Annotated in this window: 21 protein-coding genes; 10 read left to right on the top strand and 11 right to left on the bottom strand. The window is 71.6% G+C overall.

Annotated elements, in window-relative coordinates; translation table 11 throughout:
- Positions 1–141 precede the first annotated feature (141 nt).
- From F4554_RS10575 to rimO, 3 genes are all read right to left on the bottom strand, one after another.
- A complete protein-coding gene (locus tag F4554_RS10575; RefSeq protein WP_179787221.1) occupies positions 142–642 on the bottom strand; it encodes a CinA family protein in 501 nt (166 codons plus the stop codon).
- Between the two features lie 133 nt (positions 643–775).
- Complete coding sequence (gene pgsA, locus F4554_RS10570) at positions 776–1,351, bottom strand: CDP-diacylglycerol--glycerol-3-phosphate 3-phosphatidyltransferase (RefSeq protein ID WP_179787220.1); 576 nt, start codon at positions 1,349–1,351, stop codon at positions 776–778.
- 19 nt (positions 1,352–1,370) lie between these two features.
- A complete protein-coding gene (gene rimO, locus F4554_RS10565) occupies positions 1,371–2,939 on the bottom strand; it encodes a 30S ribosomal protein S12 methylthiotransferase RimO (RefSeq protein WP_179787219.1) in 1,569 nt (522 codons plus the stop codon).
- Between the two features lie 366 nt (positions 2,940–3,305).
- On the opposite strand from rimO, the gene F4554_RS31490 reads away from it, so the two are divergent.
- The gene (locus F4554_RS31490; RefSeq protein WP_425546732.1) at positions 3,306–3,599 is read left to right on the top strand and encodes a helix-turn-helix domain-containing protein; all 294 of its coding nucleotides are present in this window, start codon (positions 3,306–3,308) and stop codon (positions 3,597–3,599) included.
- Here F4554_RS31490 and F4554_RS10555 read toward each other — a convergent pair.
- The 4 genes from F4554_RS10555 to F4554_RS10540 form a co-directional block, all read right to left on the bottom strand.
- Complete coding sequence (locus F4554_RS10555) at positions 3,572–4,642, bottom strand: mannonate dehydratase (RefSeq protein ID WP_179787218.1); 1,071 nt, start codon at positions 4,640–4,642, stop codon at positions 3,572–3,574. The two genes, F4554_RS31490 and F4554_RS10555, sit on opposite strands and share 28 nt — an antisense overlap.
- Before the next feature lie 79 nt (positions 4,643–4,721).
- Complete coding sequence (locus F4554_RS10550) at positions 4,722–5,579, bottom strand: NAD-dependent epimerase/dehydratase family protein (RefSeq protein ID WP_179787217.1); 858 nt, start codon at positions 5,577–5,579, stop codon at positions 4,722–4,724.
- 205 nt (positions 5,580–5,784) lie between these two features.
- Positions 5,785–8,493 (bottom strand): FtsK/SpoIIIE family DNA translocase, encoded by a 2,709-nt coding sequence (locus tag F4554_RS10545; RefSeq protein WP_179787216.1) that lies wholly within the window; start codon positions 8,491–8,493, stop codon positions 5,785–5,787.
- 11 nt (positions 8,494–8,504) lie between these two features.
- Positions 8,505–9,755, bottom strand: coding sequence for an MFS transporter (locus F4554_RS10540; protein WP_179787215.1), 1,251 nt, complete (start codon positions 9,753–9,755; stop codon positions 8,505–8,507).
- A 540-nt stretch (positions 9,756–10,295) separates the two neighbouring features.
- Here F4554_RS10540 and F4554_RS10535 point away from each other — a divergent pair.
- From F4554_RS10535 to F4554_RS10525, 3 genes are all read left to right on the top strand, one after another.
- Positions 10,296–11,588 carry a cytochrome P450 family protein gene (locus F4554_RS10535; protein WP_179787214.1) on the top strand — a complete coding sequence of 431 codons (1,293 nt, stop codon included), beginning with the start codon at positions 10,296–10,298 and terminating at the stop codon, positions 11,586–11,588.
- A gap of 141 nt (positions 11,589–11,729) precedes the next feature.
- Positions 11,730–12,860, top strand: coding sequence for a mandelate racemase/muconate lactonizing enzyme family protein (locus F4554_RS10530; RefSeq protein WP_179787213.1), 1,131 nt, complete (start codon positions 11,730–11,732; stop codon positions 12,858–12,860).
- Positions 12,861–12,906: 46 nt separating this feature from the next.
- Positions 12,907–13,986, top strand: coding sequence for a serine hydrolase domain-containing protein (locus tag F4554_RS10525; RefSeq protein ID WP_337795959.1), 1,080 nt, complete (start codon positions 12,907–12,909; stop codon positions 13,984–13,986).
- 4 nt (positions 13,987–13,990) lie between these two features.
- Here F4554_RS10525 and F4554_RS10520 read toward each other — a convergent pair whose 3' ends face one another.
- From F4554_RS10520 to F4554_RS10510, 3 genes are read right to left on the bottom strand one after another with little or no spacing between them, the layout of a single operon-like run.
- A complete protein-coding gene (locus tag F4554_RS10520) occupies positions 13,991–14,701 on the bottom strand; it encodes a permease prefix domain 1-containing protein (protein ID WP_238341813.1) in 711 nt (236 codons plus the stop codon).
- A gap of 14 nt (positions 14,702–14,715) precedes the next feature.
- Positions 14,716–15,453 carry a hypothetical protein gene (locus F4554_RS10515; protein WP_179787210.1) on the bottom strand — a complete coding sequence of 246 codons (738 nt, stop codon included), beginning with the start codon at positions 15,451–15,453 and terminating at the stop codon, positions 14,716–14,718.
- Positions 15,450–15,773 (bottom strand): helix-turn-helix transcriptional regulator, encoded by a 324-nt coding sequence (locus tag F4554_RS10510; protein WP_179787209.1) that lies wholly within the window; start codon positions 15,771–15,773, stop codon positions 15,450–15,452. The genes F4554_RS10515 and F4554_RS10510 overlap by 4 nt, the downstream gene beginning before the upstream one ends.
- Positions 15,774–15,965: 192 nt before the next feature.
- Between F4554_RS10510 and F4554_RS10505 the strand changes: the two genes are divergently transcribed.
- Genes F4554_RS10505 through F4554_RS10495 form a run of 3 tightly spaced genes read left to right on the top strand, consistent with a single transcriptional unit; the run spans position 15,966 to position 18,465 of the window.
- Positions 15,966–16,430, top strand: a complete 465-nt coding sequence (locus F4554_RS10505; RefSeq protein WP_238341260.1) for a hypothetical protein — start codon at positions 15,966–15,968, stop codon at positions 16,428–16,430.
- Positions 16,427–16,864 carry a hypothetical protein gene (locus F4554_RS10500; RefSeq protein WP_179787208.1) on the top strand — a complete coding sequence of 146 codons (438 nt, stop codon included), beginning with the start codon at positions 16,427–16,429 and terminating at the stop codon, positions 16,862–16,864. Before F4554_RS10505 ends, F4554_RS10500 begins: the two co-directional genes overlap by 4 nt.
- Positions 16,864–18,465, top strand: coding sequence for a multicopper oxidase family protein (locus tag F4554_RS10495; protein ID WP_179787207.1), 1,602 nt, complete (start codon positions 16,864–16,866; stop codon positions 18,463–18,465). Before F4554_RS10500 ends, F4554_RS10495 begins: the two co-directional genes overlap by 1 nt.
- Positions 18,466–18,541: 76 nt before the next feature.
- Here the strand turns inward: F4554_RS10495 and F4554_RS10490 are convergent, their stop codons facing one another.
- A complete protein-coding gene (locus F4554_RS10490) occupies positions 18,542–19,804 on the bottom strand; it encodes a DegT/DnrJ/EryC1/StrS family aminotransferase (protein ID WP_179787206.1) in 1,263 nt (420 codons plus the stop codon).
- A 211-nt stretch (positions 19,805–20,015) separates the two neighbouring features.
- Between F4554_RS10490 and F4554_RS10485 the strand changes: the two genes are divergently transcribed.
- The 3 genes from F4554_RS10485 to F4554_RS10475 all read left to right on the top strand — a co-directional run bounded on the left by F4554_RS10485 (position 20,016) and on the right by F4554_RS10475 (position 25,607).
- On the top strand, positions 20,016–23,282 hold the full coding sequence (locus tag F4554_RS10485; protein WP_179787205.1) for a heparinase II/III domain-containing protein: 3,267 nt from the start codon (positions 20,016–20,018) through the stop codon (positions 23,280–23,282).
- The gene (locus F4554_RS10480; RefSeq protein ID WP_238341259.1) at positions 23,279–24,586 is read left to right on the top strand and encodes a DegT/DnrJ/EryC1/StrS family aminotransferase; all 1,308 of its coding nucleotides are present in this window, start codon (positions 23,279–23,281) and stop codon (positions 24,584–24,586) included. Before F4554_RS10485 ends, F4554_RS10480 begins: the two co-directional genes overlap by 4 nt.
- A gap of 520 nt (positions 24,587–25,106) precedes the next feature.
- Entirely contained in the window at positions 25,107–25,607 is a 501-nt protein-coding gene (locus F4554_RS10475; protein ID WP_179787204.1) for a nuclear transport factor 2 family protein, read from the top strand.
- The last annotated feature ends 6 nt before the right edge of the window (positions 25,608–25,613 follow it).

The following is a 25,613-nucleotide window of genomic DNA, read 5'->3' as shown; positions in this document are numbered from 1 at the left end:
TGGCTCCCCTCGGTGTCCCCTTGGTGTGGTGTCCGGCGTCGAATGATCTGACACCGGACATCCGGCTGTGGGCTGAACCCACCGTACCCGCCTTCGTACCCCGGTGACGACTCCGCACGCCCGGGACACGGAACGGATTGATCAGCTGTTGCGCGGCGTGGCCCGGAGTACGTCCAGGAGAAGCTCCAGAGCGGCGGTGACGGTGGCCCGGCGGATCTGCTCCCGATCGCCCCGGAGCCGCAGCCGTTCGCCCCGCGTACCCCCAGGTCCGGCGCAGGCCACGTCGACCGTGCCGACCGGCTGGTCGCCGTGCGGCTCGGGCCCGGCGACTCCGGTGGTGGACAGGCCGTAGGTGGCACCGAGCCGGTCGCGTACCCCCTCGGCCATCGCCCGGGCGGTGCTCGGGTGCACCGGTCCGTGTTCGGCCAGCTTGTCCGCGTCGACGCCGAGCAGCAACGTCTTCAGATCCACGGCGTACGACACGACACCGCCGCGGTAGGTCGAGGAGGAACCGGCCTGGTGCGTGAACGCCGCACCCAGAAGTCCGCCGGTCAGCGACTCGGCGGTGGCGGCGGTCGCGTGCTGCCGGCTCAGGAGTTCGTGACACCGGCCGGCCAGGTCCTCGGCCGACGCCGCGCTCAACCCGCTCGTTCCGGCCGCGCTCGTTCCGGCCGCGCTCGTTCCGGCCGCGCTCGTTCCGGCCGCGCTCGTTCCGGCCGCACTCGTTCCGACTCCGCTTTCGGACACCACCGGACAACCCCCTCGACGTCGAGCGTCACGCGGACCGCGACCGGCGGGACCGCAGCACCTTCCACAGGTAGTCCACCCCGGTGACCACGGTGACCACCACGGCCGCGGCCATGACCACCATCGCCACGATCCGCACCGGCCCGTCGTAGGGCAGGAGGTACAGCGCGATCGCCACGGTCTGCAGCACGGTCTTGGCCTTGCCGCCCCGGCTGGCCGCGATCACCTGCGACCGGATCACGAGAAACCGCAGCAGGGTGATACCCACCTCGCGGACGAGCACCACGACCGTCACCCACCAGGGCAGCTCACCGAGGATGGACAGCCCGACCAGGGCCATGCCCATCAGCGCCTTGTCCGCGAGCGGGTCGGCGATCTTGCCGAAGTCGGTGACAAGGTTGTAACGCCGAGCGAGCTCGCCGTCGAACCGGTCGGTCAGCGCGGCGAGCAGGAAGACCGCGAGCGCGGCGAACCGGTAGGTCGTGTTGGCCCCGCCCTCGTTCAGCAGCAGCCAGCCGAACACCGGGACCATCACCACGCGGAGCGCGGTCAGGACGTTGGGGCCGTTCCACACACTGGGCGAGGCCTTCGGAACTTCGGTCACCGTACGCCTCCCCGAGACCTCAACGACCCGCACCTGCACCCGCACCTGGCAGGGCCTCCGCCACGAGGTCCACACCCTCGGTGTCCACCACGAGGGCACGGACGAAATCGCCGACCCGGGCGCCGGGCGCACCGACCACCCGGGTGGTGCCGTCGACCTCGGGCCCCTGGTGCGCGGCCCGGCCCTCGACGGACCCGGCCGGCTCGGCGGAGTCGGCGGTCTCCTCCGGGTCGACGGACTCGACCAGGACGTCGACGACCTCCCCGATCCGGTCCTCGGCCCGCTGCGCAGTGAGTTCCTCGGCGAGTTCACCGACCCGGGCTGCCCGCGCGGCGATCTCGTCCTCGTCGAGCTTGCCGTCGTAGCCCAGCGCCTCCGTACCGTCCTCGTCCGAGTAGCCGAACACGCCCACCACGTCCAGCCGGGCCGCCTCCAGGAACCCGCACAGCTCCTCGACGTCGTCCTCGGTCTCGCCGGGGAAGCCGACGATGACGTTGCTGCGGATGCCGGCCTCCGGCGCGACGGCGCGAATCTGCTCGATCAGGCCGAGAAAGCGTTCGGTGTCGCCGAACCGCCGCATCCGGCGCAGGACGGTGGGGCTGGAGTGCTGGAACGACAGGTCGAAGTACGCCGCGACGCCCGGCACGGTGGCCATCGCCTCGACCAGGCCGGGACGCATCTCGGCCGGCTGGAGGTAGGACACCCGGACCCGCTCGATCCCGTCGACGGCGGCCAGGTCGGGCAGCAGGCCGGTCTCCAGCAGCCGCAGGTCACCGAGGTCCTTGCCGTAGGACGTGGAGTTCTCGCTGACCAGGAACAGCTCGCGGACGCCGTGCCCGGCCAGCCAGCCCGCCTCGGCCAGGACGTCCTCGGGAGGCCGGGAGATGAACGCACCCCGGAAGCGAGGAATCGCGCAGAACGCGCAGCGCCGGTCGCAGCCGGACGCGACCTTCAAAGGTGCGACCGGGCCGCCGCCGAGCCGCCGCCGGTGTACGCGAGGACCCGACGCCGGCGCGATGCCCGCGGGCAGGTCGGGTTCTCCCACGCGAGAGTCCGCCGTCACCACCCGGTGGCCGGGGACGACCGCGCCGCCGGCACCGGTCGAGTCCGCCGCGGCCGAACCACGCGCGGCGGGTGAGATGGGAAGCAGCTTGCGCCGGTCGCGCGGGGCGTGCGGCACGTGTGGGGCGCCGGTCAGGATCGTGCGTACGCGGTCGGCGATGTCGGGGTAGTCGTCGAAGCTCAGCACCGCGTCCGCCTCGGGCAGCTCCCGGGCCAGCTCCTCGCCGTAGCGTTCGGCCAGGCAGCCCACGGCGACCACCGCCTGCGTACGCCCGCCGTCGGACTTCAGGTCGGCGGCACCGAGCAGCTGGTCCACCGAGTCCTTCTTCGCGGTCTCGATGAAGCCGCAGGTGTTGACCAGAACGGCGTCGGCGGACTCGGCGTCGTCGACGAGGGTGAAGCCGCCCTCGGCCAGCCGGCCGGCGAGCTCCTCGGAGTCGACCTCGTTGCGGGCGCAGCCGAGGGTGACGACGGCCACGGTGGTGGTCGCGTCGGCGGTCGGGTGGACATGGGAAGGCACAGTCATCGGGCCCCATCCTCGCGTACGGGAGCTCGATCGGCGATCCCGGCGTCCCCCGCGCGCCGGACCCGCCTCCCCCGCGCGGTCTGGCGGTGGGGCAGTTCCCGGCGTACCTTATCGATTGTCGATGCGTCGTACCCGGCAATCCGGCCGTCTCGACGGGCATCACCCAGTCACGATCAGCCGCGACCAGTCAACGGCAAGCGTCGACAGGTCCGCCCATGCTCGACCGACGGGGGATCAGCATGACCGAACGTGTTCGCGACATCCGTGCCAGAAGCACCGAGCCGGACCAACGTCCCACTACCCGCGCTACGGTCTCCGTCCTCCCCGGCGGGGGCGCCTGATGAGCCGGGACGTGGAGGGGCTGGCGTGAGGGCGGCCCGCGGCGGTGACGGCGACCGTGATGGTGGCGCTGGTGAGGGGCATCGGGTCGAGTGCCGGCTGGACGAACTCCTGGCCCGGCGCGGCATGACCGTCACCCAGCTCGCCCGCCGGGTCGGCGTCACCGTCGTCAACCTGTCCGTACTGAAGAACAACCGGGCCAGGGCGGTGCGCTTCTCCACGCTCACCGCCCTGTGCGACGCACTCGACTGCCAGCCCGGCGACCTGTTCCGGGTCGTGCCCGGCGGGCCGGGTCAGCCCACCGACACGGCCCCGTCCTGATCCGCCTGAGCCGACGCGACGCCGGCCTGGTCCGGCGCGGCGCTGTTCTGACCGACCCGGCCGTCGCGCCCCACGCCCTCCATCAGCCCGCGGATGTAGCCGAGCGCGAACAGCCTGCCGTACAGCGAGTAGCCGGGGTTGACGTTGCTGTCCCCCTCCACCGTCGGCACGTGGTCGGGCCGCATCGGCCCGTCGAACCCCACCTCGCGGTAGGTGCGCAGGCACTCGTACAGGTCGGTCGGGCCGTCGTCGTGCCAGGTCTCCACGAAGTTCTCCACGGTGCCGCGGACGTCGCGGAAGTGGACGAAGAAGATCTTTCCCTGTTCGCCGAACTTCCGGATCGCGGCCGGGATGTCGTCGGTCATCAGCCGGAAGTTGCCCTGGCACAGCGTGATGCCGTTCACCGGGCTCGGCACGAGGTCGAGGAGTCGCTGGAAGTTGTCGACGCTGCGCATGATCCGGCCGACTCCGCGGACCGGTGAGATCGGCGGGTCGTCGGGGTGCATGGCCAGCTTGACGCCCGCTTTCTCCGCGACGGGTACGACCCGGCGCAGGAAGTACTCGAGGTTCTCCCAGAGCTCGTCCTCGCTGACCGGCCCGGCCTCCACCGGCGGAGCCTGCTGCATCAGCGCATGGTCGTACCCGCTCACCAGCGAACCCCCGCGGGAGGGCACGGCGGTGTCGGTACGCAGCCAGTTGAAGTCGCTCATCCACTCGTAGCACCACACCGGGATGCCGAGCCGGCCCATGTTCTCCAGCAGGGTGCACACGGCGTCGATCTCGGCGTCGCGGCCGTCCAGCCCGCGCTTGGCCCTGCCCAGCGGCGGCCGGGCCTCGATGACGGCCAGCCGCAGGCCGGCGTTCTCGTACCGCTTCTGCATCGACAGCAGCGGGGGGTAGTCCCACGGAGCGTCGTCACCCCGCCGGTCCGCGCCGACGGTCTGCGGCAGTCCGCCGACCGCCCAGCCGACGCCGGCCTGGACCACGAGCCGGGCCAGCGGTGCGGCCTCGGGCGCGGACGGAACCATCTCTGCGAGCTTCATGCCAACCCTTCCGGTCGTACGCCGGCGTCCCGGCAGATCTGCGAACCGTGGTGGGTGCTGGTCCACGCGCGCCGGCGTGCTACCCGTCGTGGGACCAGCCGAGCACCCTCACGGCCTTGCCGCAGTCGTAGAAACCCTGCTGCCCGGACAGCTCTGTTCGGACCTCCACGTCGGGGTAGAACCTGCGCCTCAGCTCCTGGGAGTCGAGAACGCTGGTGGTGGTCGGTGCGACCACGAAGAACACCTCGTGCCCGGTGAAGTCGGCGGTCAGGCCGAGCAGGCAGGCCCGGGACGCCTCCTCCAGCCCCACCCAGCCCCACAGGTGCTTGGCCTCGAAGGCGAGCCGCTCCTCGTCGCGTGGCTCCCTGGTCGGCGGGTGGGGAGTGATGCCGTGGAAGCGGAGGCTGGCGACCGTGAGGTCGGGCTCCCGGCGTACGAGCGCGTCCGCCTGCTGCTCACCGAGCCACTTCGACAGGCTGTAGGCGTCCTCGGCGTAGGTCGGATGCGCCTCGTCGACCGGCAGGTAGTCGAAGTGGGCGTGCTTGCTGTAGATGCCGCCGATCGCGTTGATGCTGGAGGCGCACACGACGCGGCGGATGCCGAGCTCGACCGCCGCGCGCAGCGCGTGGTAGTTGCCGAGGACGTTCGTGGCGTGGACGAGGTGGTCGGGCGTACCGCCCGGGCCGGGGATCGCGGCGAGGTGCACCAGCGCGTCCGCCTGCGCGGCGGTCAGGCGTTCGAGCAGGTTGTCGTAGTGGGTGACGTCGACGTCCTGGACGGGCACCGACAGGGTCCCGAACGCGGCCCGGACGTCCCGCTCGCCCTCGGCCAGCCCGGTGACGCGGTCCAGCGCGACGACCTCGTGGCCGTCCTTGAGCGCGGCGGCCACCACTCCCCTGCCCAGCCGGCCGTTCGCCCCGGTCACCGCAATGCGCACGCCACCACTCCTCGCGATCTCGCTGTCGGACCAACCGCGGTCGGTTGTCCCTGGCGACATGATCGCGGGCCCGGGCGTCGCGGGGTACGCCGGGGCCCCACGCCGGTCGGCCGGGATCGGCACGTCGTGTGCGGAGGCCCGCCGGCCGGCGGAGGAGCGCGCGACTCTTCCGCGGAAGAGTGCCGGCGGCCGAGTGGGCGCGGGCCTACTCGGACTCGGCGTCGCCGCGCAGGATGATCAGGAAGCCTTCCAGGTCCTCCGGCTTCACGAGGACGTCCCGCGCCTTCGAACCCTCGCTGGGTCCGACGACGCCGCGGCTTTCCAGGATGTCCATCAGCCGGCCGGCCTTGGCGAAGCCGACCCGCAGCTTGCGCTGGAGCATCGACGTGGACCCGAACTGCGTCGACACGATCAGCTCGGCGGCCTGCACCACGAGGTCCATGTCGTCGCCGATGTCGTCGTCGAGTTCCTTCTTGGCGCCCGGTGCGGCGGTGACGTCCTCGCGGTACATCGGCTGCAACTGGGTCTTGCAGTGCTCGACGACCTTGTGGATCTCGCTCTCGGAGACCCACGCGCCCTGGATCCGGATCGGCTTGCTCGCGCCCATCGGCAGGAACAGTCCGTCGCCGTGCCCGACCAGCTTCTCCGCGCCGGGCTGGTCGAGGATGACCCGGCTGTCGGCCATGCTGGACGTCGCGAACGCCAGCCGGGACGGCACGTTGGCCTTGATGAGTCCGGTCACCACGTCGACCGATGGCCGCTGGGTGGCCAGGACCAGGTGGATTCCGGCGGCCCGGGCGAGCTGGGTGATCCGTACGACCGAGTCCTCGACGTCGCGCGGGGCGACCATCATCAGGTCGGCCAGCTCGTCGACGATGACGAGGAGATAGGGGTACGGCGTGAGGATGCGCTCGCTGCCCGGCGGCGGAGTGACCTTGCCGGTGCGGACGGCCTTGTTGAAGTCGTCCAGGTGCCGGAACCCGAACGCCGCCAGGTCGTCGTAGCGGCGGTCCATCTCCGAGACCACCCACTGCAGGGCCTCGGCGGCCTTCTTCGGGTTGGTGATGATCGGAGTGATGAGGTGCGGGATGCCCTCGTAGGCGCTGAGCTCCACCCGCTTCGGGTCGACCAGGATCGTGCGCACTTCGTCGGGGGTGGACCGCATCAGGATCGAACTGATCATGGAGTTGATGAAGGTCGACTTACCCGAACCGGTGGCACCCGCCACCAGCAGGTGCGGCATCTTCGCCAGGTTGGCAACCACGAAGCCGCCCTCGACGTCCTTGCCGAGCCCGGCCACCATCGGGTGGTGGTCGCTGCGCGCGACGTTGGAGCGCAGTACGTCGCCGAGGCTGACGGTCTCCTTGTCGGTGTTGGGGATCTCGACGCCGATCGCGGACTTGCCCGGGATCGGCGACAGGATGCGCACGTCGGTGCTGGCCACGGCGTAGGCGATGTTCTTGCTGAGCGCGGTGACCTTCTCCACCTTGACCGCGGGCCCGAGCTCGACCTCGTACCTCGTCACCGTCGGCCCGCGCGTGTAGCCGGTCACCTGGGCGTCGATCTCGAACTGCTCCAGCACCTCGGTGAGCCGATCGACGACCGCGTCGGAGGCCTTGGTGCGCGCCTTGTGGGCCGAGCCGGGCACCAGCACGTCGTTGGCGGGCAGGGTGTACGTCACGTCGCCGGACAGCGCGAGCTGCTCGACCCGCTGCGGCAGCGGGCTGTGCGGCGGGGGCTCGGCGTGCTTGCCGTCGCTGTCGTCCTTCCCGCCCGCAGCAGCGGCAGCGGCAGCCGCGGCGGCCGCATCGGCACCGGCACCGGCACTGGCACCCGAGGAGTTTGCGTCGCCGGCCGGCTTGCCCTTGCCGCGCTTGCCGAGCTCGCGGCCCTCGAGCACCGGGCTGTCGTACGGCGCGTCGCCGGAGAACCCGGACTCCTCGCCGTCGTTCTCGCTCTTGGCCGCCGCCCCGACCCGCCGTCGGGAACGCGACCGGCGCAGCGGCTGGGTCGGCGCGTCCCCCTTCACGTCGGTCTCGCCGTCGGCCCCGTCGGCGTCCCCGCCGGTGTCCTTGCGCAGGATGTGGTGGTCCCAGGCTTCCCGGAACCGCTCGGGCAGCGCGTGCAGCGGGGTGCCGCCCACCACGACCACACCGAACAACGTCAGCAGGATCAGCAGCGGAACGGCGACGTACACGGTGAGCAGGTCGGCCGGCAGCGACGACATCACGAACCCGATGGCGCCGCCGGCGTGCTCGAGACTCTTGATCCCGCCGGTGGGGCGGGGCAGCCCGTCCTTGATGTGAACCAGCCCGAGGACGCCACCCAGGATCGACGCCCAGCCGATCGCCTGGCGTCCACCGGGACCGTTTCGGTCGGGGTGGCGCAGCGTCCGCCACGCCACCAGGGCGAGCAGGATCGGGATCGACCAGTCGAGCACGCCGACGGTGCCGGCGACCACCCCACGGATCGCCTTCCCGACGTCGTTGGGTATCCGCCACCAGACCGCGGCCGCGACCACGATGGCCAGGCCGACGAACGCCAGGCCGACGCCGTCGCGGCGAAGCTCGGGGTCGAGCTCGCGCGCGCTCGACCCGATCCGCCGGACGATGCCGCCGACGAGATGTGCGATGCCGAGCCAGATGCCGGCGACGAGCCGGACGATCCCGGTCAGCAGCTGACCGAGGACGCTGCCGACCGAACCCGAGCTCTTCCCCCGTGCAGGGCGTCTGGCCTGGGACTTCTTCGCCGCCGCCTTCTTGGCCGGTGGCTTCTTTCCGGACGCGCCGGACCTGTTCGACCGTGCCGGCGCCGCGGACGCCGAGCGGGTGCGGGTGCCGGTGCGCGTGTCCGAGCGTGCGGGGCCGGCCGTGCGGGATTGTCCCCGGCGTACGGGGGAAGACGTCCGGGCCATGGTCAACGAGCCTACGGGATCGAGTCGGCTCGCTCACGTCTCACACGCCGCGACCGGTCCCGCGACCGGCCGAGCGCGACCGCACGGGCGTACAACCCGACCGCCGGGAGTACGAGCAGACCGGTCAGCGCGAGCGCGGCGCGGATGCCGACGCGCTCGCCGACCAGCCCGACGGGCGGGCCGCCGAGGATCTGCCCGGCCGCGTCGACCTGGCCCGACATGGAGAACACGGTCGCCCGGGTGCGCTGCTCGGTGTTCGCCACCAGCCAGCTCGCCACCAGCGGGTGGCACACCGACCGCAGCAGCCCCACCAGCACGCTCGCCGCCGCGGCGAGCCAGAACTCACCGGCCGACGCGAACACCAGCACCCCCGCGACCACGCCGAGCTGGGCGACCACCAGCATCGTCCCGAGGCGCCCGGGACGCGCCGGGTCGAGCCGGCGCCGGACGACCTCGGTGACGGCGACCGAGCCGAGCATGCCGATGACGCTGAACACGCCGAACCACACCACCGGCGTACCGAACGAAGGGAACCGCAGGTTCTCCAGGAAGTGCGCCTGCTGCAGCCGGTCCCAGCCCTCACCACCCAGGCCGAGGAACAGCCCGGCGGCCAGCAGGCACACCAGGACGGGCCGGCCGCGCACCACCCGGGCGCCGGCCACGAACTGCCCGCGCATCGCCGCGAACGATCCCCGCTCGGCCGGTGCCGCCGGCTCGAAGGAGCGTTCCGGCATCACGAACACCAGGACGGCGCCCAGCAACAGCCACACCGCGGCGCCGGCGACGATCGGGAGGTTCAGGCCGATCCCGGCGAGCAGGACGCCCGCGCCGATGCCCGCGACGGTGGTCACCTGGCCGACCTGGGCACCCCGGGTGAACACGGCCGGCGCCCGGTCCTCACCGAGCTCGCCGCTCACCCACGCCTCCTCGGCGCCGTCGACGCAGGTGGAGCCGATGCCCCAGACGACGTTGCCGACGACGATGGCGAGGAACGCGGGGACGAGCCCCTCGAGGAGGGTGCCCGTCCCGATGAGCAGGTAGCCGACGATCACCGACAGCCGGCGGCTGTACAGGTCGGCGATGACTCCGGTGGGCACCTGCGCGAGGAAACAGGTGACCTCCAGCACGGTGCCCACGAGGACGAGTTCGAGGGGACCGAGGCCGACGGTCTGGATCTGGTAGACGAGGTTGAGGGTGAACGCGCAGGCGCCGGCGAAGGAGCCGAGCCCGCGGATCAGGAGGTAGACGGCGTACGCGCGCATACGTGGAACTCCGGACGCGAGGAGATTATGGGCGAACAGCCCTCCGGCGTCGAATGAGTCGACAGGGCGCAGGCGCGCGCGAACGCGGATGGCGTACGCGGAACGCGGGAACGCGGTCGGGCACCGGCGGGCGAGACAGCTCGCCGCCGGTCAGGACGGAGCCGGCAGGTCAGCGACTGGTCGCGGACGTACCCCTCGTCACGACACCGGAGGTCGAAGACGCGGTGCTGGCTCGCATGCGCTGGTCCTTTCGTCCGGCCGGGCGTCGCGGAACTCGCGCGGGAAGTCGCGGAGCCGGGCCGCCCGGGCAGGCCGAGGATAGCCGTCCGGCCAGCCGGTCGCATCCGGATTGCATGCCCTCCGTGGGCCACCCCACCGAACATCCCACCGGCACCCCACCGAGAGGAGATTTCCTCCTCGCGAAGGATCACCGGCCGGTGCTCGGACGTTCATCCTTGCGGGGGCTCGGCAGGCGCCCCGGGCCGCCGGTCCGGCCAGGGCACGTCCCGGAGCTGCCGGGCACACGAGGGAGGACGACACATGACGAAGCCAGGAGTGGTCGGTACGACGGGCACGGGGCCCACCACGGTGCACCCCACCGGGCACACCGCGGCGGAGCCGAATGGCTCGCCGCCGGCACTGGACACCGACTACTTCCAGGATCCGGAGGCGGTCCACGCGGCGCTCCGCGAGGAGGGGCCGGCCCGCAAGGTCGTACTCCCCCACGGCTGGGAGACCTGGATCGTGACCAGGTACGACGAGGCCCGGGCAGCCCTCGCCGATCCGCGGCTGCTGAAGAACGGCCGGGTGCTGGACCAGTACATGGACCCCGAGCAGCTCGGCGACGAAATGGTCTTCGCCGAGGCGTTGCGTGCGCACATGCTGAGCTCGGACCCGCCCGACCACACCCGGTTGCGCAAGCTCGTCAACAAGGCGTTCACCTCCCGCCGGGTCGAGGCGCTGCGTCCCCGGATCGAGGCGATCACCGAGGAGCTGCTGGACGCGATGGCAGCGCGCGGCGCGAATGGTGAGCCGGTCGACCTGATCGACGCCTTCGCGTTCCCACTGCCGATGACGGTGATCTGCGAGCTGCTCGGCGTTCCCTTCGAGGACCGCGAGGACTTCCGCGCCTGGTCCGCGGTGGTGCTCGCCGACGACCCGACCGACGACGAGGTACGCACCGCGTCGTACGCCATGGCCGCCTACCTCAGCCAGCTGATCGCGGCCAAGCGCGCCAACCCCGGTGAGGACCTGCTCACCGGCCTGGTGCAGGCCCGCGACGACAACGACCGGCTGGAGGAGAACGAGCTGATCGCGATGGCGTTCCTGCTCCTCGTCGCCGGGCACGAGACGACCGTCAACCTGATCGGCAACGGCGTGCTCGCCCTGCTGCGCAACCCCGACCAGCTCGACCGGCTGCGCGCCGACCCGACTCTGGTGGGCGGCGCGGTCGAGGAGTTCCTGCGCTACGACGGGCCGATCAACCTCGCCACCATGCGGTTCACCTCCGAGGCGGTGCGGCTCGGTGACGTGGAGATTCCGCGCGGACAGTTCGTCCTGGTGTCGCTGGCCTCTGCCAACCACGACGAGAACCGGTTCCCCGGGGGCGGGCACCTCGACGTCACCCGGCGGGGCGGCGGGCACCTGGCATTCGGCCACGGGATCCACTACTGCGTCGGTGCGCCGCTGGCCCGGCTGGAGGCGGAGGTGGCGTTCCGCCGGATGCTCGACCGCTTCCCCAAGCTGTCGCTGGCGTTGGAGCCCGACGAGGTGCGGTGGCGGCACAGCAGCCTGATCCGGGGCGTGGAGAGTCTTCCAGTACGCCTGTCCTGACCGCGGCGACCGGGCATGACCGGTTTCCGCACGACCGCGCTGGTCGTGCGGTGATCTTCGGTAGGGTCGGCGCGAGGCACTGACGGCTGCCGGCTCGGCCGGCAACTGCAGGCTCGGCCGGCAACTGCGGAACGGAGATCCATGCGCGTCGCCGACATCGACGTCTGGGTTGTCAACGTCCCCTTGACAACCACGTTCGCCAGCAGCTTCGAGGCGAAGGCCGGCACCACCCGTACGCTGATCCGCGTCCGCGACCACGACGGGCTGGAGGGCTGGGGCGAGACCATGCACGGCCGGCCGACCGCGGCGCTGGTCGAGCGGATCAGGGACCAGTTCGTCGGCGCCGACCCGCGTGCGAGCGCGGCGATCCGGCGTACGTGCGCGATGGTGCCGTTCTTCTACGGCTACATCGGATACTGCGCGCTGGCCGGGCTGGAGATGGCGTTCCTCGACCTCGCCTGCAAGGCCACCGGGGTGCCGCTGCACCTGTACCTCGGCGGCGCGGTCCGTGACGTCGTACCCCTCACCGGACTGCTCACCCGGGGCGCCGCCGGCGACGTGGCCCGCGCCGACCAGCCGGCCGTACTGGCCGACAAGGCCACCGAGATCGTGGCCACGCACGGGTTCACGGCGCTGAAGTTCAAGGGCTCCACCGACGCGCGGTTCGACGTGTCGGTGATGAGGGCGCTGCGGGCGAAACTGCCCGACACCGCGCTGCGCGTGGACCCGAACGCCGTCTGGTCGGTGCCCGAGTCGGTGTGGGCCGGTCGTCAACTCGACGCCCTCGACCTGGAGTACCTCGAGGACCCGTGCGCGGGCCTGGAGGGGATGGCGCAGGTGCGTGCGCAGATCGCCACTCCCCTGTGCACCAACATGTGTGTCGTACGCGAGGAGGACCTCGCCCCCGCGGTGCGGATGGGTGCGGTCGACATCATCCACGCCGACGTGCACAAATGGGGCGGTGTCGGCCCGACGATGAACCTCGCCGCCACCTGCCGGGCTTTCGGTCTCGGGCTGAACTTCCACAGCGGCGGCGAACTGGGTATCTCCACCGCATGCCATCTCCAGGTCGCCGCGGCACTCGACCGGCTCGACCATGCCGTGGACGCGATGTACTACCTCGCCGACGGCGACGTCCTGACCGAGCGCATCGAACTGTCCCACGGAAGCCTGCCCGTACCCCAGGGTGCCGGCCTCGGCGTCGACGTCGACCTCGACCGGGTCCTCCACTACGCCCGCCGCAACGAGAAGGAGGGCGACCACACGCCCTGAGGTCGCACACCCTGCTCGTCCCGCCCCACGATCCGGAGCCGACGCCGTGACCCCGCCGCCGACCGACCCACTGACCACCCTGCTGGAACACGCCCGCACGGACCGGGTGTACTCCGGGGCGGCCTGGTCGGCCGGCACCGCCGACGGACCCGTCCGTCGCGGTCACCTCGGCACCCTCGCCTGGAACGGCGAGCCGGTGACCGAGGACACCGGGTGGGACCTTGCCTCGCTCACCAAACCCGTCGCCGGGTTGGTAGTGATGGCCCTGGTCGAGCGTGGTCTGCTCGCGCTGACCGACCCGGTGGCCATGCACCTGCCCGAGTACGCCGGCACGGACAAGGCCGACCTCACCGTCTGGCACCTGCTGACCCACACCTCCGGCATTCCGGGCGGGCAGCGCCTCTACCGCGACCACCCTGACCGGGACGGCCTGCTGGCCGCGGTCCGCGACCTTCCGCTGCGCGGCGGGCCGGGCACCCGGGTGGAGTACAGCTCGCAGGGCTTCATCGTGCTCGGCCTGGTCGCCGAGGCCGCCGCCGGCCGGCCGCTGGACGCGTTGGTACGCGAGTACGTCGCGGAGCCGCTCGGCGCCACCGACCTCACCTACAACCCGCCGCGGGAACGCTGGCGCCGCACCGCGGCCACCGAGGAGTGCGCCTGGCGCGGCCGGCTGATCCAGGGCACGGTGCACGACGAGAACGCCGAGGTGCTCGGCGGGATCTCCGCACACGCCGGGCTGTTCGCCACCCTCGCAGACGTCGAACGCCTCGGGCTGGCGCTCGTCCGCGGCGGCCGCGCCGAGCACGGCCGGCTGCTGGCCCCGCGTACGCTCGCGGTGATGACCAGGCCGGCGACCGACCACCTGAACCTCCGCAGGTCCCTTGCCTGGCAGGGAAACGACCTGCTGTCGACACTTCCCGGCGACCTGATGAGCGGGTCGGCGTACGGACACGCGGGTTTCACCGGCACCAGCCTGTGGGTCGATCCAGAGCTCGGGCTCTACGTCACCCTGCTCACCAACCGCGTCCACCCCGAACGCGACGCCAGCACGATGCCCCGGCTGCGGCCGCGTTTCCACAACCTCGCGGTGACCGCGGTGCTCGCCGAACTCGCGACAGGCGGGTGAGGCGTCAGCCGCGGCGGAACGCGAGGTTCGCGCTGCGGCACAACGACGCCAGCTGCCAGGCGGAGATCACGCCGGTGGCCAGTGACAGCGCGACCGCGGCCGACGAGCCGGCCAGCATCCACTCGATCAGCTCGGCGTTGGCGACGTTCATCACCACCGAGCAGGCGGTGGAGACCAGCACCGCTCCGCCGCACAGGATGACCAGCAGGGCGAGGACCAGCCGTACCGGAACCACCCGGCGCGCCGACACCACGAGCAGGGCGGCCAGGACGCAGCCGGCGGCCCCGCCGGCGATGCCGGCCCAGTCGGTGAGGTCGGACAGAACGCCCAGCCGCCACTGGCGGTGTGGCGCCGGTGTGCTCGGCAGCTCGGCGCGCCACGTGAGGCCCCAGGCGAGCACCGTCGCCGGCATCGACAGCGCGCACACCGCGGCCGTCCGCCGGCCCTGGACCGCCGCGAGTTCGGGGGCGTACTCGGCGGCGACGTCCGCCACCGGCCCACACTCGCGGACGGCCCTGACCTGTGCCTCCCGCTCCGGCATCCCCGCCTCGACATAGGCGTCGGCGGCGTCGTGGAGCCCGTCGGCGAGTTCGGCGGTGACGTCCCGCCGGGCGGCGCGCGGGCCGCGGAGGGCGTGGCCGAGGGCGGTGACGTACGCACCGATCGGTCCGTCGTCGCGGCGGCCGGGCACCGGTGTCGTCGACGTCGTTGTCATCGAGGTCACGGCCGTCACCGTCCCAGCCGTTCGGTTCGTCCCGGCTGTTCGGCGGCACCGGCGGGCGCGGGCCGCGACGGTGTACGGGCGGCAGCGGCGAACGCCGACCGCAGCGACCGGGCCAGCGACCTCGCCAACAGGCACGCGCAGACGACGGTGACCGAACCCACCAGTAGCCCGATCCAGGACGTCGCGAACGCCCGACTCGGCCCGTCGGCGTTGGCGACCATCATCGCCACCGAACAGCTCAGCGTGACCGTGAACGCGATCACGCCGATCACTCCGACCGCGCCGGTGAGCGAGGTGGCCGGGCGACCGCGCCGGGCCGCGAGCATCATCAGCAGGATCAGCGCCACCGCACAGCAGCCGGCCAGCAGGTCGGCTCCGGTGACGACCCGGGACAGCGCCGACACGACGGGGTTGGGTGGGGCGTTCCACGGGCCGGGGATCATCCACGGGACGTCCCACAGGAGGTTGAGGCCGGGCATGAGTACCGCGACCAGCATCGCCGTGTGCCGGCCCTGGAGCGCGGTGAGTTCGGGGCGATAGGCGGCCGCGGCGTCCTCGGCCGGCCCGCACTCGGCGACCGCCCGCGCCTCGGCGTCCTCCGCCGGGACACCGGCCCGGACGTGGGCCTGCGCGGCGTCGTGCAGTCCGTCGGACAGTTCGTGCAGCATCCCCGCCCGGGCCGACGCCGGACCGGGCAACAGGTGGCGTACCCGCCGGACGTAACTGTCGATGGGTGCGCTCATCGCGACTCCCCCAGGACACCGCCGATCGCCGTGGTGAACCGGCTCCAGTCGGCGCGCTCCCTGGCCAGCTCCTGCCGCCCGGCGCGGGTGAGCTGGTAGGTGCGCCGCCGGCGGCCGCCGACGATGCTCCACTGGCCGGAGATGTACCGGGCTCGTTCGAGGCGGCGCAGCGCCGGATAGACGCTGCCGGTGGGCAGGTCGAGGACGCCACCGCTGCGGGCCTGCAGGGCCTCGATGATCGCGTAGCCGTGCAGGGGCCCGTCGGCGAGGGTCGCGAGCAGCAGCGCGTCGAGGTGCCCGCGCACGATGTCGGCCTTCACGAGTACGCAGCCTACCCATCCGCACCACTGTCGGACAGCTCCGCGGCGCGCCTCTCAGGGCCGATCTCCGGTATTCCCCTGAGCGGATCCCGGGGTGAACGCGGGCGGAGAAGACCAGGGAACAACCCGATTCATATGTAGGCAGCCGACACATAGCCTGGGCGGCGTCCGCATTCGACTCGAGGAGGTCCGTTGCCGTCCGCCGTCCTCGCCGCCAGCCCGCGGCCCAGCCCACCGGGCGCCCCCGCTGGCGGGCCGCGCGCCACGCTGTGGCTGCTGCGGCTCGTCGCGCTCGTCCACGCCGGCCTGGTGGTCGGCCAGCCCGTGCTCGCCGGCATCTACCTCAGCGGCCGCTTCGACGCGCTCGCCACCCACTCACTCAACGCCGGCCTGGTGATTCTCGCCTGCATGGTGCAGTTCGGCGCCGCGCTGGTCTATGTCTGGCCCGGTCGAGGACGCGGCTGGCCCGCCCTCGTCACGGCGATGTTGTTCTTCGCCGAAGGGATCCAGACCGGCATGGGGTACGCCGGCAAACTCGCCGTGCACGTACCGCTCGGCGTCGCCGTCGTCACCACGCAGGTGGTCCTCGTGGTCTGGCTCTTCCGTGCCGGAGCCCGCCGCCCCAGATCTCGCCCGAAGGCAGGTGAGCAGGCATGACCGCGATGACCGAATCCCGGCCGGACAGGCCCCGCACAAGGCCACGTCGATCCCTGCTGGCGTTGCGGATCGCCGCCCTGCTCACGTGCGCGGCGTTGTTCCTCCAGCCCGTGCTGGCCGGAAGCTACCTCTCCGGCGACGTGGGCGCGCTCGGGACGCACGAGGCCAACGCGCGCGTGGTCACCGCACTCGCGTTCGGCCAACTCCTGACCACGGTGCTGTACGTCTGGCAGGGCGGCGGACGCTGGTGGCCGGCCGCAGCGCCCGCGGCGCTGCTGGTGGCCGTCGTGACGCAGGTGTTCCTCGGCTACCACCACACCCTGCTCGTGCACGTTCCCCTCGGCGTGGGCCTCGTTCTTAGCCAGATCCTCTTCACCTGTTGGCTGTTGGGCCCACGCGCCCGTGAGGCCCGAGTGCGTAGGGAGCACCGTTGATGAGTACACGCCTGTCAAGGCGAGGTTTCCTCGGGCTGGTCGGTGCGGCCGGCGCGGCCGGAGTCGCCGGGTCGTTCGGCCTGACCGGCTGCGGCCGGGACACCACCGGGCAGACGGCCCAGCTGCTCACCAGCCTCACACCGCGACCACGGCCGTACGCCGTTCCGCTGCCGGTGCCCGCTGTCAAGGAGCCCTTGCTCAGGGACGCCACCACCGACTACTACGAGATCGTCCAGCGGGTCGCCGACGTGGAGATCCTGCCCGGCCTGAAGACACCGATCCTCGGGTACGACGGCATGTTTCCCGGCCCCACGCTGGTGAGCCGCAGCGGCCGGCGGACCGTCGTACGTCACCGCAACACCCTCCCCGTGCCGACCGTGGTGCACCTGCACGGCGGGCACACGCCATCCGACCACGACGGCTACCCGATCGACCTGGTGCTGCCGGTCGGCGGCTGGAACCCGGGTGCGGGACACGGCCACGGAGCCGGTCACGGCGCGGGCTCGACGACCGGCTCCATGACCGGCGACGTCCGCAGGGGCGAGCGCGACTACGCGTATCCGTTCCACCAGCGCGCGGCGACGTTGTGGTACCACGACCACCGGATGGACTTCACCGGTGCGCAGGTCTACCGAGGTCTGGCCGGCTTCCATCTGGTGCACGACGACGAGGAGCAGGCGCTGCCGCTGCCGAGCGGCGAACGGGACGTGCCGCTGATGATCTGCGACCGGGCGTTCGAGGAGAACGGCGCCTTCCGCTATCCCGCACTCGACCGGGAGCTCCGCTCAACGCCCGGTGTCACCTCCGCTTACATGGAAGGCGTTCTGGGCGACGTCATCCTGGTCAACGGCGCACCGTGGCCGGTGCTGGAGGTGGCCGCCGCGCGCTACCGCTTCCGGATCCTGAACGCCTCCAACGCCCGCCGCTACCGGCTGGCCCTGGACCCGGGTCCTGGCGAGGGCACGCCGTTCGTCCAGATCGGCGGGGACGGCGGGCTGCTCGAACACCCGGAGGGCCAGGACACCATCGTCGCCGCCCCGGCCGAACGCTTCGACGTGGTGGTGGACTTCTCGGCGTACAAGCCCGGAACTGTGGTGACGATGGTCAACCAACTGGGCAGCGGGCCGACCGCGCGGGTGATGCGGTTCCGGGTGACTCACCGGGTGAAGGACGACACCGCGATCCCTTCCACGCTCGGCAGAATCGAGAAGCTCGACCCCGCGAAGGCGGTGCGCACGCGGGAGTGGCGGTTCGCCAGGGGAGACGTGCACGGCGAGAAGGGCTGGACGATCAACGGCCGACCGTTCGACCCGCGCCGGATGGACGCCCGGCCCCGGCTCGGCGACATCGAGATCTGGCGGTTCCAGGCCGACCTGCACCACCCGGTGCACGTGCACCTCGACCCGTTCCAGGTGGTCCGGCGCGGCAACGGTGGTCCGGGACGCTTCGACGCCGGCTGGAAGGACACCGTCGACCTGCGGCCAACGGAGTACGTCGACGTCGCGGTGCGCTTCACCGACTATCGCGGGCCGTACCTCCTGCACTGCCACAACCTCGAACACGAGGACATGGCGATGATGGCGGCGTTCGCCACCACCTGACGCGGACGGCCGCCGAGCCGCGGTGCCGCCTCGGCGACGCGTGCCGCCTCGGCAAAGCGTGCTACCTCGACGCCGGCTACCTCGACGTGAAGGCGCGGTGCACCTTGCCGACCGCGCGGGCGATGTCGTCCACGTCGGCGGCGGTGTAGCGCTCGTTCCAGGACACCACCAGCAGCCGCTCGCCGATCAGGCGTTCGGCCTCCGGGCACAGCCCGACGTCGTACGCCGGCTCGACCCGCGCGGGCGGTGAGTGCAGCGGATAGCCGGAACGGCCGTAGGTGCGGCGCTCGGTGAGCACCGGAGTCCGGTAGACGGGCCGGGTCAGGTAGCCGCCGTTGGCGGGGATGCCCTCCGCTGCCAGTGCCTTGCCGTAGTCGTGGCAGGTGCCGCCGGCCCGGCCGGGGTCCACGACGAGGGGGTACTGCCAGTAGCTCACGCCACCCTCGTCCGGCGGAATCGCCAACCCCGCAAGGCCGGAAAGGGCAGCACCGAGCCGCTGCGCCCCGGCCCGCCGGTCGGCCACCACGCCGGCCAGCTTCGGCAGCTGGGCACGCGCCACCGCCGCCTGGAGCTCGGTCATGCGGTAGTTGGTGGACAGGAACAGGTGCGTGCGTTCGTCGGTGTCGCGCGGCCAGCCCTTGTCCGCGAACAACCGCATCCGCCTGGCCAGGTCGTCGTCGCCGGTGACGCACAGACCGCCGTCGCCCGCGGTGATGTGCTTGGACTGCTGCAGGCTGAAGCAGCCGATCTGGCCGACCGTGCCGGCCAGCCGACCGTCCGAGCAGCGGGTGAGGTACGCCTGGGCGCAGTCCTCGACCAGCAGCAGGCCGTGCTCGTCGGCCAGCGCCCGCAGCTCCACCACCGGTGCCGGCGCCCCGAACAGGTGCACCGCGATGATCGCCCTGGTACGCGCGGTGATCCGGTCGCGGACCGAGGCCACGTCGAGATTGCCGGTACGCGGATCGACGTCGGCGAACACCGGAACCGCGTTCTGCATCAGGATCGGCAGCACGGTGCCCGCGTCGGTGATCGGCGTGGTGATGATCTCGTCGCCTGGCTCGGGGTCGACCGCGGCGACCGCGAGGTGGATCGCGGCGGTGCCCGAACTCGACGCGACCGCGTGCGGGAGGCCGTAGTAGTCGGCGAACTCGCGTTCCAGCTGCCGGGTCTCGTCGCCGACCGTGCTGTTCAGCCGGCCGGAGGCCACCACCCGGGTGACCGCCTCGATCTCCTCCGCACCCAGGGTGCGGCCCGCGGCGTTGCCCACACTGGGGAACGCCGCGGTGCGGACCGGCGTGCCGCCGTCGAGTGCGAGGGTCTCCTCGCCTGGCTGGCTCATGCGTACCTCACCATGCCTACCTCACCATTCCCAACTCGCAGGGGAATCCGTCGCTGCGTACGTTCTGCCCGGCCGAACCACAATCTATACGGTCTTGACCTAAAGTCCAGTACGCGGCAAGCTCGCCTGGAACGCTCCCGCAGCACGGCCCGCATATCTGCCGCACGTCCGCTGCACGTCCTCGCATGTCCCCCGCCCGGAGGAGACAGCAATGACCAGTTCCGGCCCCGCCGACAGCTCCGCGTACGGCCCCGCTCCGGACTCTGCCCACTCGCACAGCACAGCTGGTCGTGGTCCGGGCCGGCGCGACGTCCTCCGCCTCGCCGCCTTCGGCGCGGTCGGTGCGGTCGGTGCGGTCGGCGTGCTCTCGCCCCTCTCCAGGCCGGCCCGGGCCGACGCGGCCCTGGCCACCACGGGCGGGCCGGGCGCAGCAGCGGTTGCCATGACGCTGACCGCCTCGACCCTGACCCCCTCGACGAAGGCCGGCTCGACGTACTACACCCCGGAGAAGGTGGCCGCGGTCCGGCGCAACATCGCCGCCTACGACTGGGGTGCGCGGCTGCGCGACAACGCCGTGGCGGCCGCGAAGCCCTATCTCGACAAGGGCGACGAGTGGCTGTGGAACCTCGTCACCTGCCAGCGCCTGCCCCGCAGCTACGCCGTCAACCAGACGCTCGGCTCACCCGTCACCGGCAAGGACATCTTCCGGTTCGGCAACTACCCCTACACGGCCGATCCGCTGAACCGGCCGTGGAAGATCGTCGACCCCTCCTGCGACTACGTCTTCCCCACCAACGACTTCGGCGCCTACTACGCCAGCGGCCTGGACGAGCACTGCGAGTTCGACCCCGCCCGCGCCGATCGCTCCCTGCTGGTCAACGAGCTCTACCCCGAGAAGGGCCCGACGTGGGGAGTCGACGACGGCTTCGGCTGGGTCGACGGCAACGGCGACAAGTGGACGTTCGTCGCCTACTACCACCACTGGCACCTGTGGTACGCCGGGGTGGAGACGGCGAAGGGCGTGATCCAGAACGCGTTGCGGTCCCTGCGGGACGCCTACATCTACACCGGGGAGGCGAAGTACGCCCACGCCGGGCTGGTCCTGCTGGACCGGATCGCCGACGTCTATCCCGCGATGGACGCCGCGGCCTACAAGCGCGCGGACGGCTACCTGCAGTCCGACGGCCTGTCCGGACAGGGAAAGATCCTCGGCTGCATCTGGGAGGTCGGACTCTCCAAGGACTTCGTGGCCGCCTACGACGCGTTCTTCCCGGCGATCGCGACCGCCGACGACGCCGACGTGCTGGCGTTCCTGTCCGCCAAGGCGCAGAAGTACGCCCTGCCGGCCAAGGACAGCGTGGCCGCGCTCAAGCAGAACCTCGAGGACGGCCTCGTCCGCCAGGTCTACCCGGCGGTGAAGGCACACCAGATCGCGGGCAACTTCGGTACCCACCAGGCCACCCTGGCCACCGCGGCGGTCGTACTCGACTCCGACACCGAGACGAAGGAGCAGATCGACTTCGTCTTCAGGACCGGCGGCCGGGTCAGCACCCCCAAGCTACACATCACCGGCGGCAACCTGAGCGCCACGCTGGTCGACGACGTGGACCGGGACGGCATGGGCGACGAGGGCGCGCCGCACTACGACTTCATCTGGCCGACGGCGATCGCCGGGGTCGTCGACGCGCTCGAGGGCTACCCGAAGTACGCCTCCGCCGACCTGTGGAAGCACCCGAAGTACCTCCGGATGGTCCAGGCCACACCGATGGTGACCATGCTCAACCGCTACACGCCGAGCATCGGCGACACCGGCACGACGGGCGGGCCGGAGCTGTACGGCAGCGCGACCCAGTACACCGGGCAGTTCGAGCGGACCGGCGGGCTGGAGCTCGCGCAGTCGGCGTACCTCCTCAACGGCAACAAGATCGACGGGCTGTACGGCAGCATCTGGTCCGCCGACGTGGAGGGGACCCGGGACCGGATCGCCGCGCTGATCAAGGAGCACGGGCCGCTGAACCTCGGCTCGGAGAACCACACCGGCTTCGGGTTCGCCGCGCTACGGGTGGGCCAGGGCGCCACCCGCCGGGAGCTGTGGACGTCGTACGGCCGAACGACCGGGCACGGGCACGCCGACGCGCTCAACCTCGGGTTGTTCGGCTTCGGTGTCGACCTGCTGCCCGACCTCGGCTACCCGGAGTTCGCCGACACCAACGCCCGCCGGGTGGAGTGGACGTCCAACACGGTTGCCCACAACACCGTGGTGGTCGGCGCGACCCGGCAGGCGGTGGAGTGGGTCGGCCTGCCGTGCGGATTCGCCGCCGGTGAGCGGGTGCGGATGTTCGACGTCGCCGCGCCGAAGGCCTACCCCACGACCAGCCTCTACCGCCGGGTGACCGCACTGGTCGACATCGACGGCGACAACTCCTACGCCGTGGACGTCTTCCGGGTCGAGGGCGGCAGCCAGCACCACTTCTCGTTCCACGCCGCGGAGGGCCCGGTCACCACTACCGGGCTCACGCTCACCGACCAGGCAGGCGGAAGCTACGCCGGTCCCGACGTCGAGCCGCCGGCCGACAACGCCACGCCGCGTGCGGGAGCGAGTGGGTTCGACTGGCTGTCCAACGTGTCCCGCGACGCCGACCCCGATCCGGCGTACAGCGTGGACTGGGCGGTGAAGGACACCTGGAACGTCCTGGATCCCGACCCCGACCTGCACGTGCGGCTCACCATGCTGGGCGACGTCGACGAGGTGGCCCTGTGCGACGGCATCCCGCCGCGCAACAAGCCCGGCAACCCTTCGAAGCTGCGGTATCTCCTCGCCAGGCGCGCGGGCACCGACCTCGCCAGCCAGTTCGTGTCGGTGGTCGAGCCGTACGTCGGCGATCGCCTGGTGAAGTCCGTGGAGTCGGTACGCGTGGAGGCCACGGACGGCAGCATCGCACCGCACGAGGCCACCGCCGTCAAGGTGACCTTGACAAGCGGCCGGGTCGACTACGTGGTGAGCTCGCTGCGTACCGACGTCGTGCTCCGGGTGGACGGACGCTTCGTCTTCCGCGGCTCGTTCGGGGTCTACTCGCTGTCGGCCGGACGACCGGTGTACGCGTTCGGGCACGACGCCTCGATGGTGGCCGCGGTGAACCAGGTGCGCGGTCCGGCCGCCCTCACCGGCACGGTCACCGACTTCACCCGCGGCCTCAGCACCGACAACTCCCTCACCCTCCGGCTCGCCGGCGCCGCTCCCGCACCGGAGTCGGTCGTGGGCAGCTACGTGTACGTCGACAACGACGGCGTACGCAACGCGGTCTACCGCATCGTCGGCGCCACGCGAAAGGATGCCCGCACCCTCGTGCTGGACATCGGTGACGTCACCACGATCCGGGGGTACGTCGATCCGGAGGACTTCGACAAGGGGTACACCTACGACGTGGCCGAAGGTGCCGCCGTCCGCATCCCGCTCACCCGGGAGTGGACGACATGACCGCCGGCCGCGCCGTCCCGGACACCGTTCCACACGCCGTCCCACCCACCGAACCAGCCACCGAACCAGCCGAACCACACGAGGTGACCGCACTCATGGCCAGCACGCTCGCCCTCCGGGGCGGCACTCCCGTCCGTACCCGTCCCTTCCCCGCCTGGCCGCGCGCCGATGAGCAGGTGGGCGCCGAACTGCTCGACGTCCTCGACTCGGGTAAGTGGGGCAGCACACACGGCGACCGGGTGGCGGCGTTCGAACGCGACTTCGCCGACTACCAGCAGGCGGCGCACTGTGTCTGCGTGAGCAACGGAACCCTGGCCCTGGTCGCCGCGCTGCGTGCGGCCGGGGTCGGGATCGGCGACGAGGTGATCGTTCCGCCGTACACCTTCATCGCCAGCGCGGCGGCGGTGGTGCTCGTCGGCGCGGTCCCGGTGTTCGCCGATGTCGACCCGGCCACCCACCTGCTGGACCCGGTGGCGGCCGCGGCCGCGATCACCCCGCGCACCCGGGCGGTGATGCCGGTGCACATCGCCGGCCGTCCGTGCGACCTGGACGCGTTCGCCGCGCTCGGCCGCGAGCACGGCGTGGCGATCGTCGAGGACGCCGCTCAGGCCCATGGTGCGGAGTGGCGGGGCCGCCGCGTCGGGGCGCTCGGCGACCTCGGAACGTTCAGTTTCCAGACGTCGAAGAACATGAGTGCCGGCGAGGGCGGCGCGGTGGTCACCAACGACGACCGGCTGGCCGAACGCCTGTACGCGCTCGCCAACGTCGGCCGGGTCCGCGGCGGCGGGTGGTACCAACACGAGCACCTGGGCTACAACCTGCGGCTGACCGAGTTCCAGGCGGCGATCCTCACCGGGCAGCTGCGCGACCATCCGGCGACCCAGGCGACCCGGGACGCGAACGCCCGGCTGCTCGGCTCGTTGCTGGGTGAGGTGGAGGGTGTGTCTCTCCCCTCGGAGGACCCGAACGTCACCGCCCACGGCCGGCACCTGTTCCTGATGCGCCTGCCCGCGCTGGGTGCCGCCGGGAAACGGGACGCGTTCGTGCAGGCGCTGGCCGCGGAGGGCATTCCCTGCTCGGGCGGTTACGTCGGCCTGCACCGCAACAACGCGCTGCGGGAGGAGATCGCCACGCTCACCAAGCGACTGGAGGTCCCGTACGCCGAGCCGCGGGTGCCGGGCGCCGAACAGGTCGCCGCCGACACCGTGTGGCTGCCGCAGCCGGCCCTGCTCGGCGACGAGGCCGACGTACGCGACATCGCCGCGGCGGTGAGCAAGGTTCTCGGCCAGGCGCACACGCTCTGAGCGGTGAGCGGTGGGTACCCGGGACCGTGCGGCGAACCAGGCTCGCACGCCATTCGTCCCCTGGACTCACCGCGAAGTGTGGAGACGTACGGGTGCTACAGGCCCCGTAGGTCTCCACACTTCGCCCAGGAAAGCCCGGCCGAGCGTCCGGTTCGGCCACGCGGGCCGGGTGGGGGTCGGACACGAGCCGCGGTGCAGCGCCTAGGCTCGGGTACGCAGCAGGGCCGCCGACCTCCGCGGGGTGGGCCGACGGCCCTGCTGCTCAGTACGACACAGCAGGCCAACTGCGGCCGACGGCCCTGCTGCCCAGTACGACACAGCAGGCCAACTGCGGCCGACGGCCCTGCTGCCCAGTACGACATACCGGGTCAACTGCGGCCGACGGCCTGCTGCTCAGTACGACACAGCAGGCCAACCACGGCCGACGGGCACTACTGCCTTACTGCCACCCGCGGGGTGCCAGCGTGAATCACCACCCCGCCTCCCCAGCGACCACCAAGCTTCAAAGGGAGTGCCGGCCATGGACGATCTCGCCACCCGGGTCCGACGGCTCGAGGACCGAGCCGCCATCAGCGAGACCGTCATCAACTACTGCCTGAACGTCGACCGCAGAGACTGGGCGACCTTCACCCGCTGCTTCACCGATCCGGTGCTGACGGAGTACCACGACGGCCGGCCGACGAGCTCGACCAGCCGGGCGGGTCTGGTCGCGCTGATCTCCGAGGCGCTCGACGGCTTCACGCTGACTCAGCATCTGAGCGCCAACCACGTCATCACGTTCGACACCGCTGATCCCGATCTGGCCACCTGCGTGTCGACGATGTATGCCCAGCACCTGATCCAGGGCTCCCCGAACGGAGAGTTCTATCTGCTGCGCGCCATCTACACCAACCATCTGCGCCGCACCTCCGAAGGATGGCGTATCGAAGGCATCGAGACCGAGCGTCGTTGGGAAGAGGGGAACCTCACCGCCGTCGACGAGGCGATCCAGCGCACCCGACGAGGTCGTTCGGGCACGTAGGACGGT

Source organism: Actinopolymorpha rutila (genome assembly GCF_013407855.1).
Lineage (GTDB): Bacteria > Actinomycetota > Actinomycetes > Propionibacteriales > Actinopolymorphaceae > Actinopolymorpha > Actinopolymorpha rutila.
This window is presented reverse-complemented; position numbering and strand designations above follow the sequence as displayed.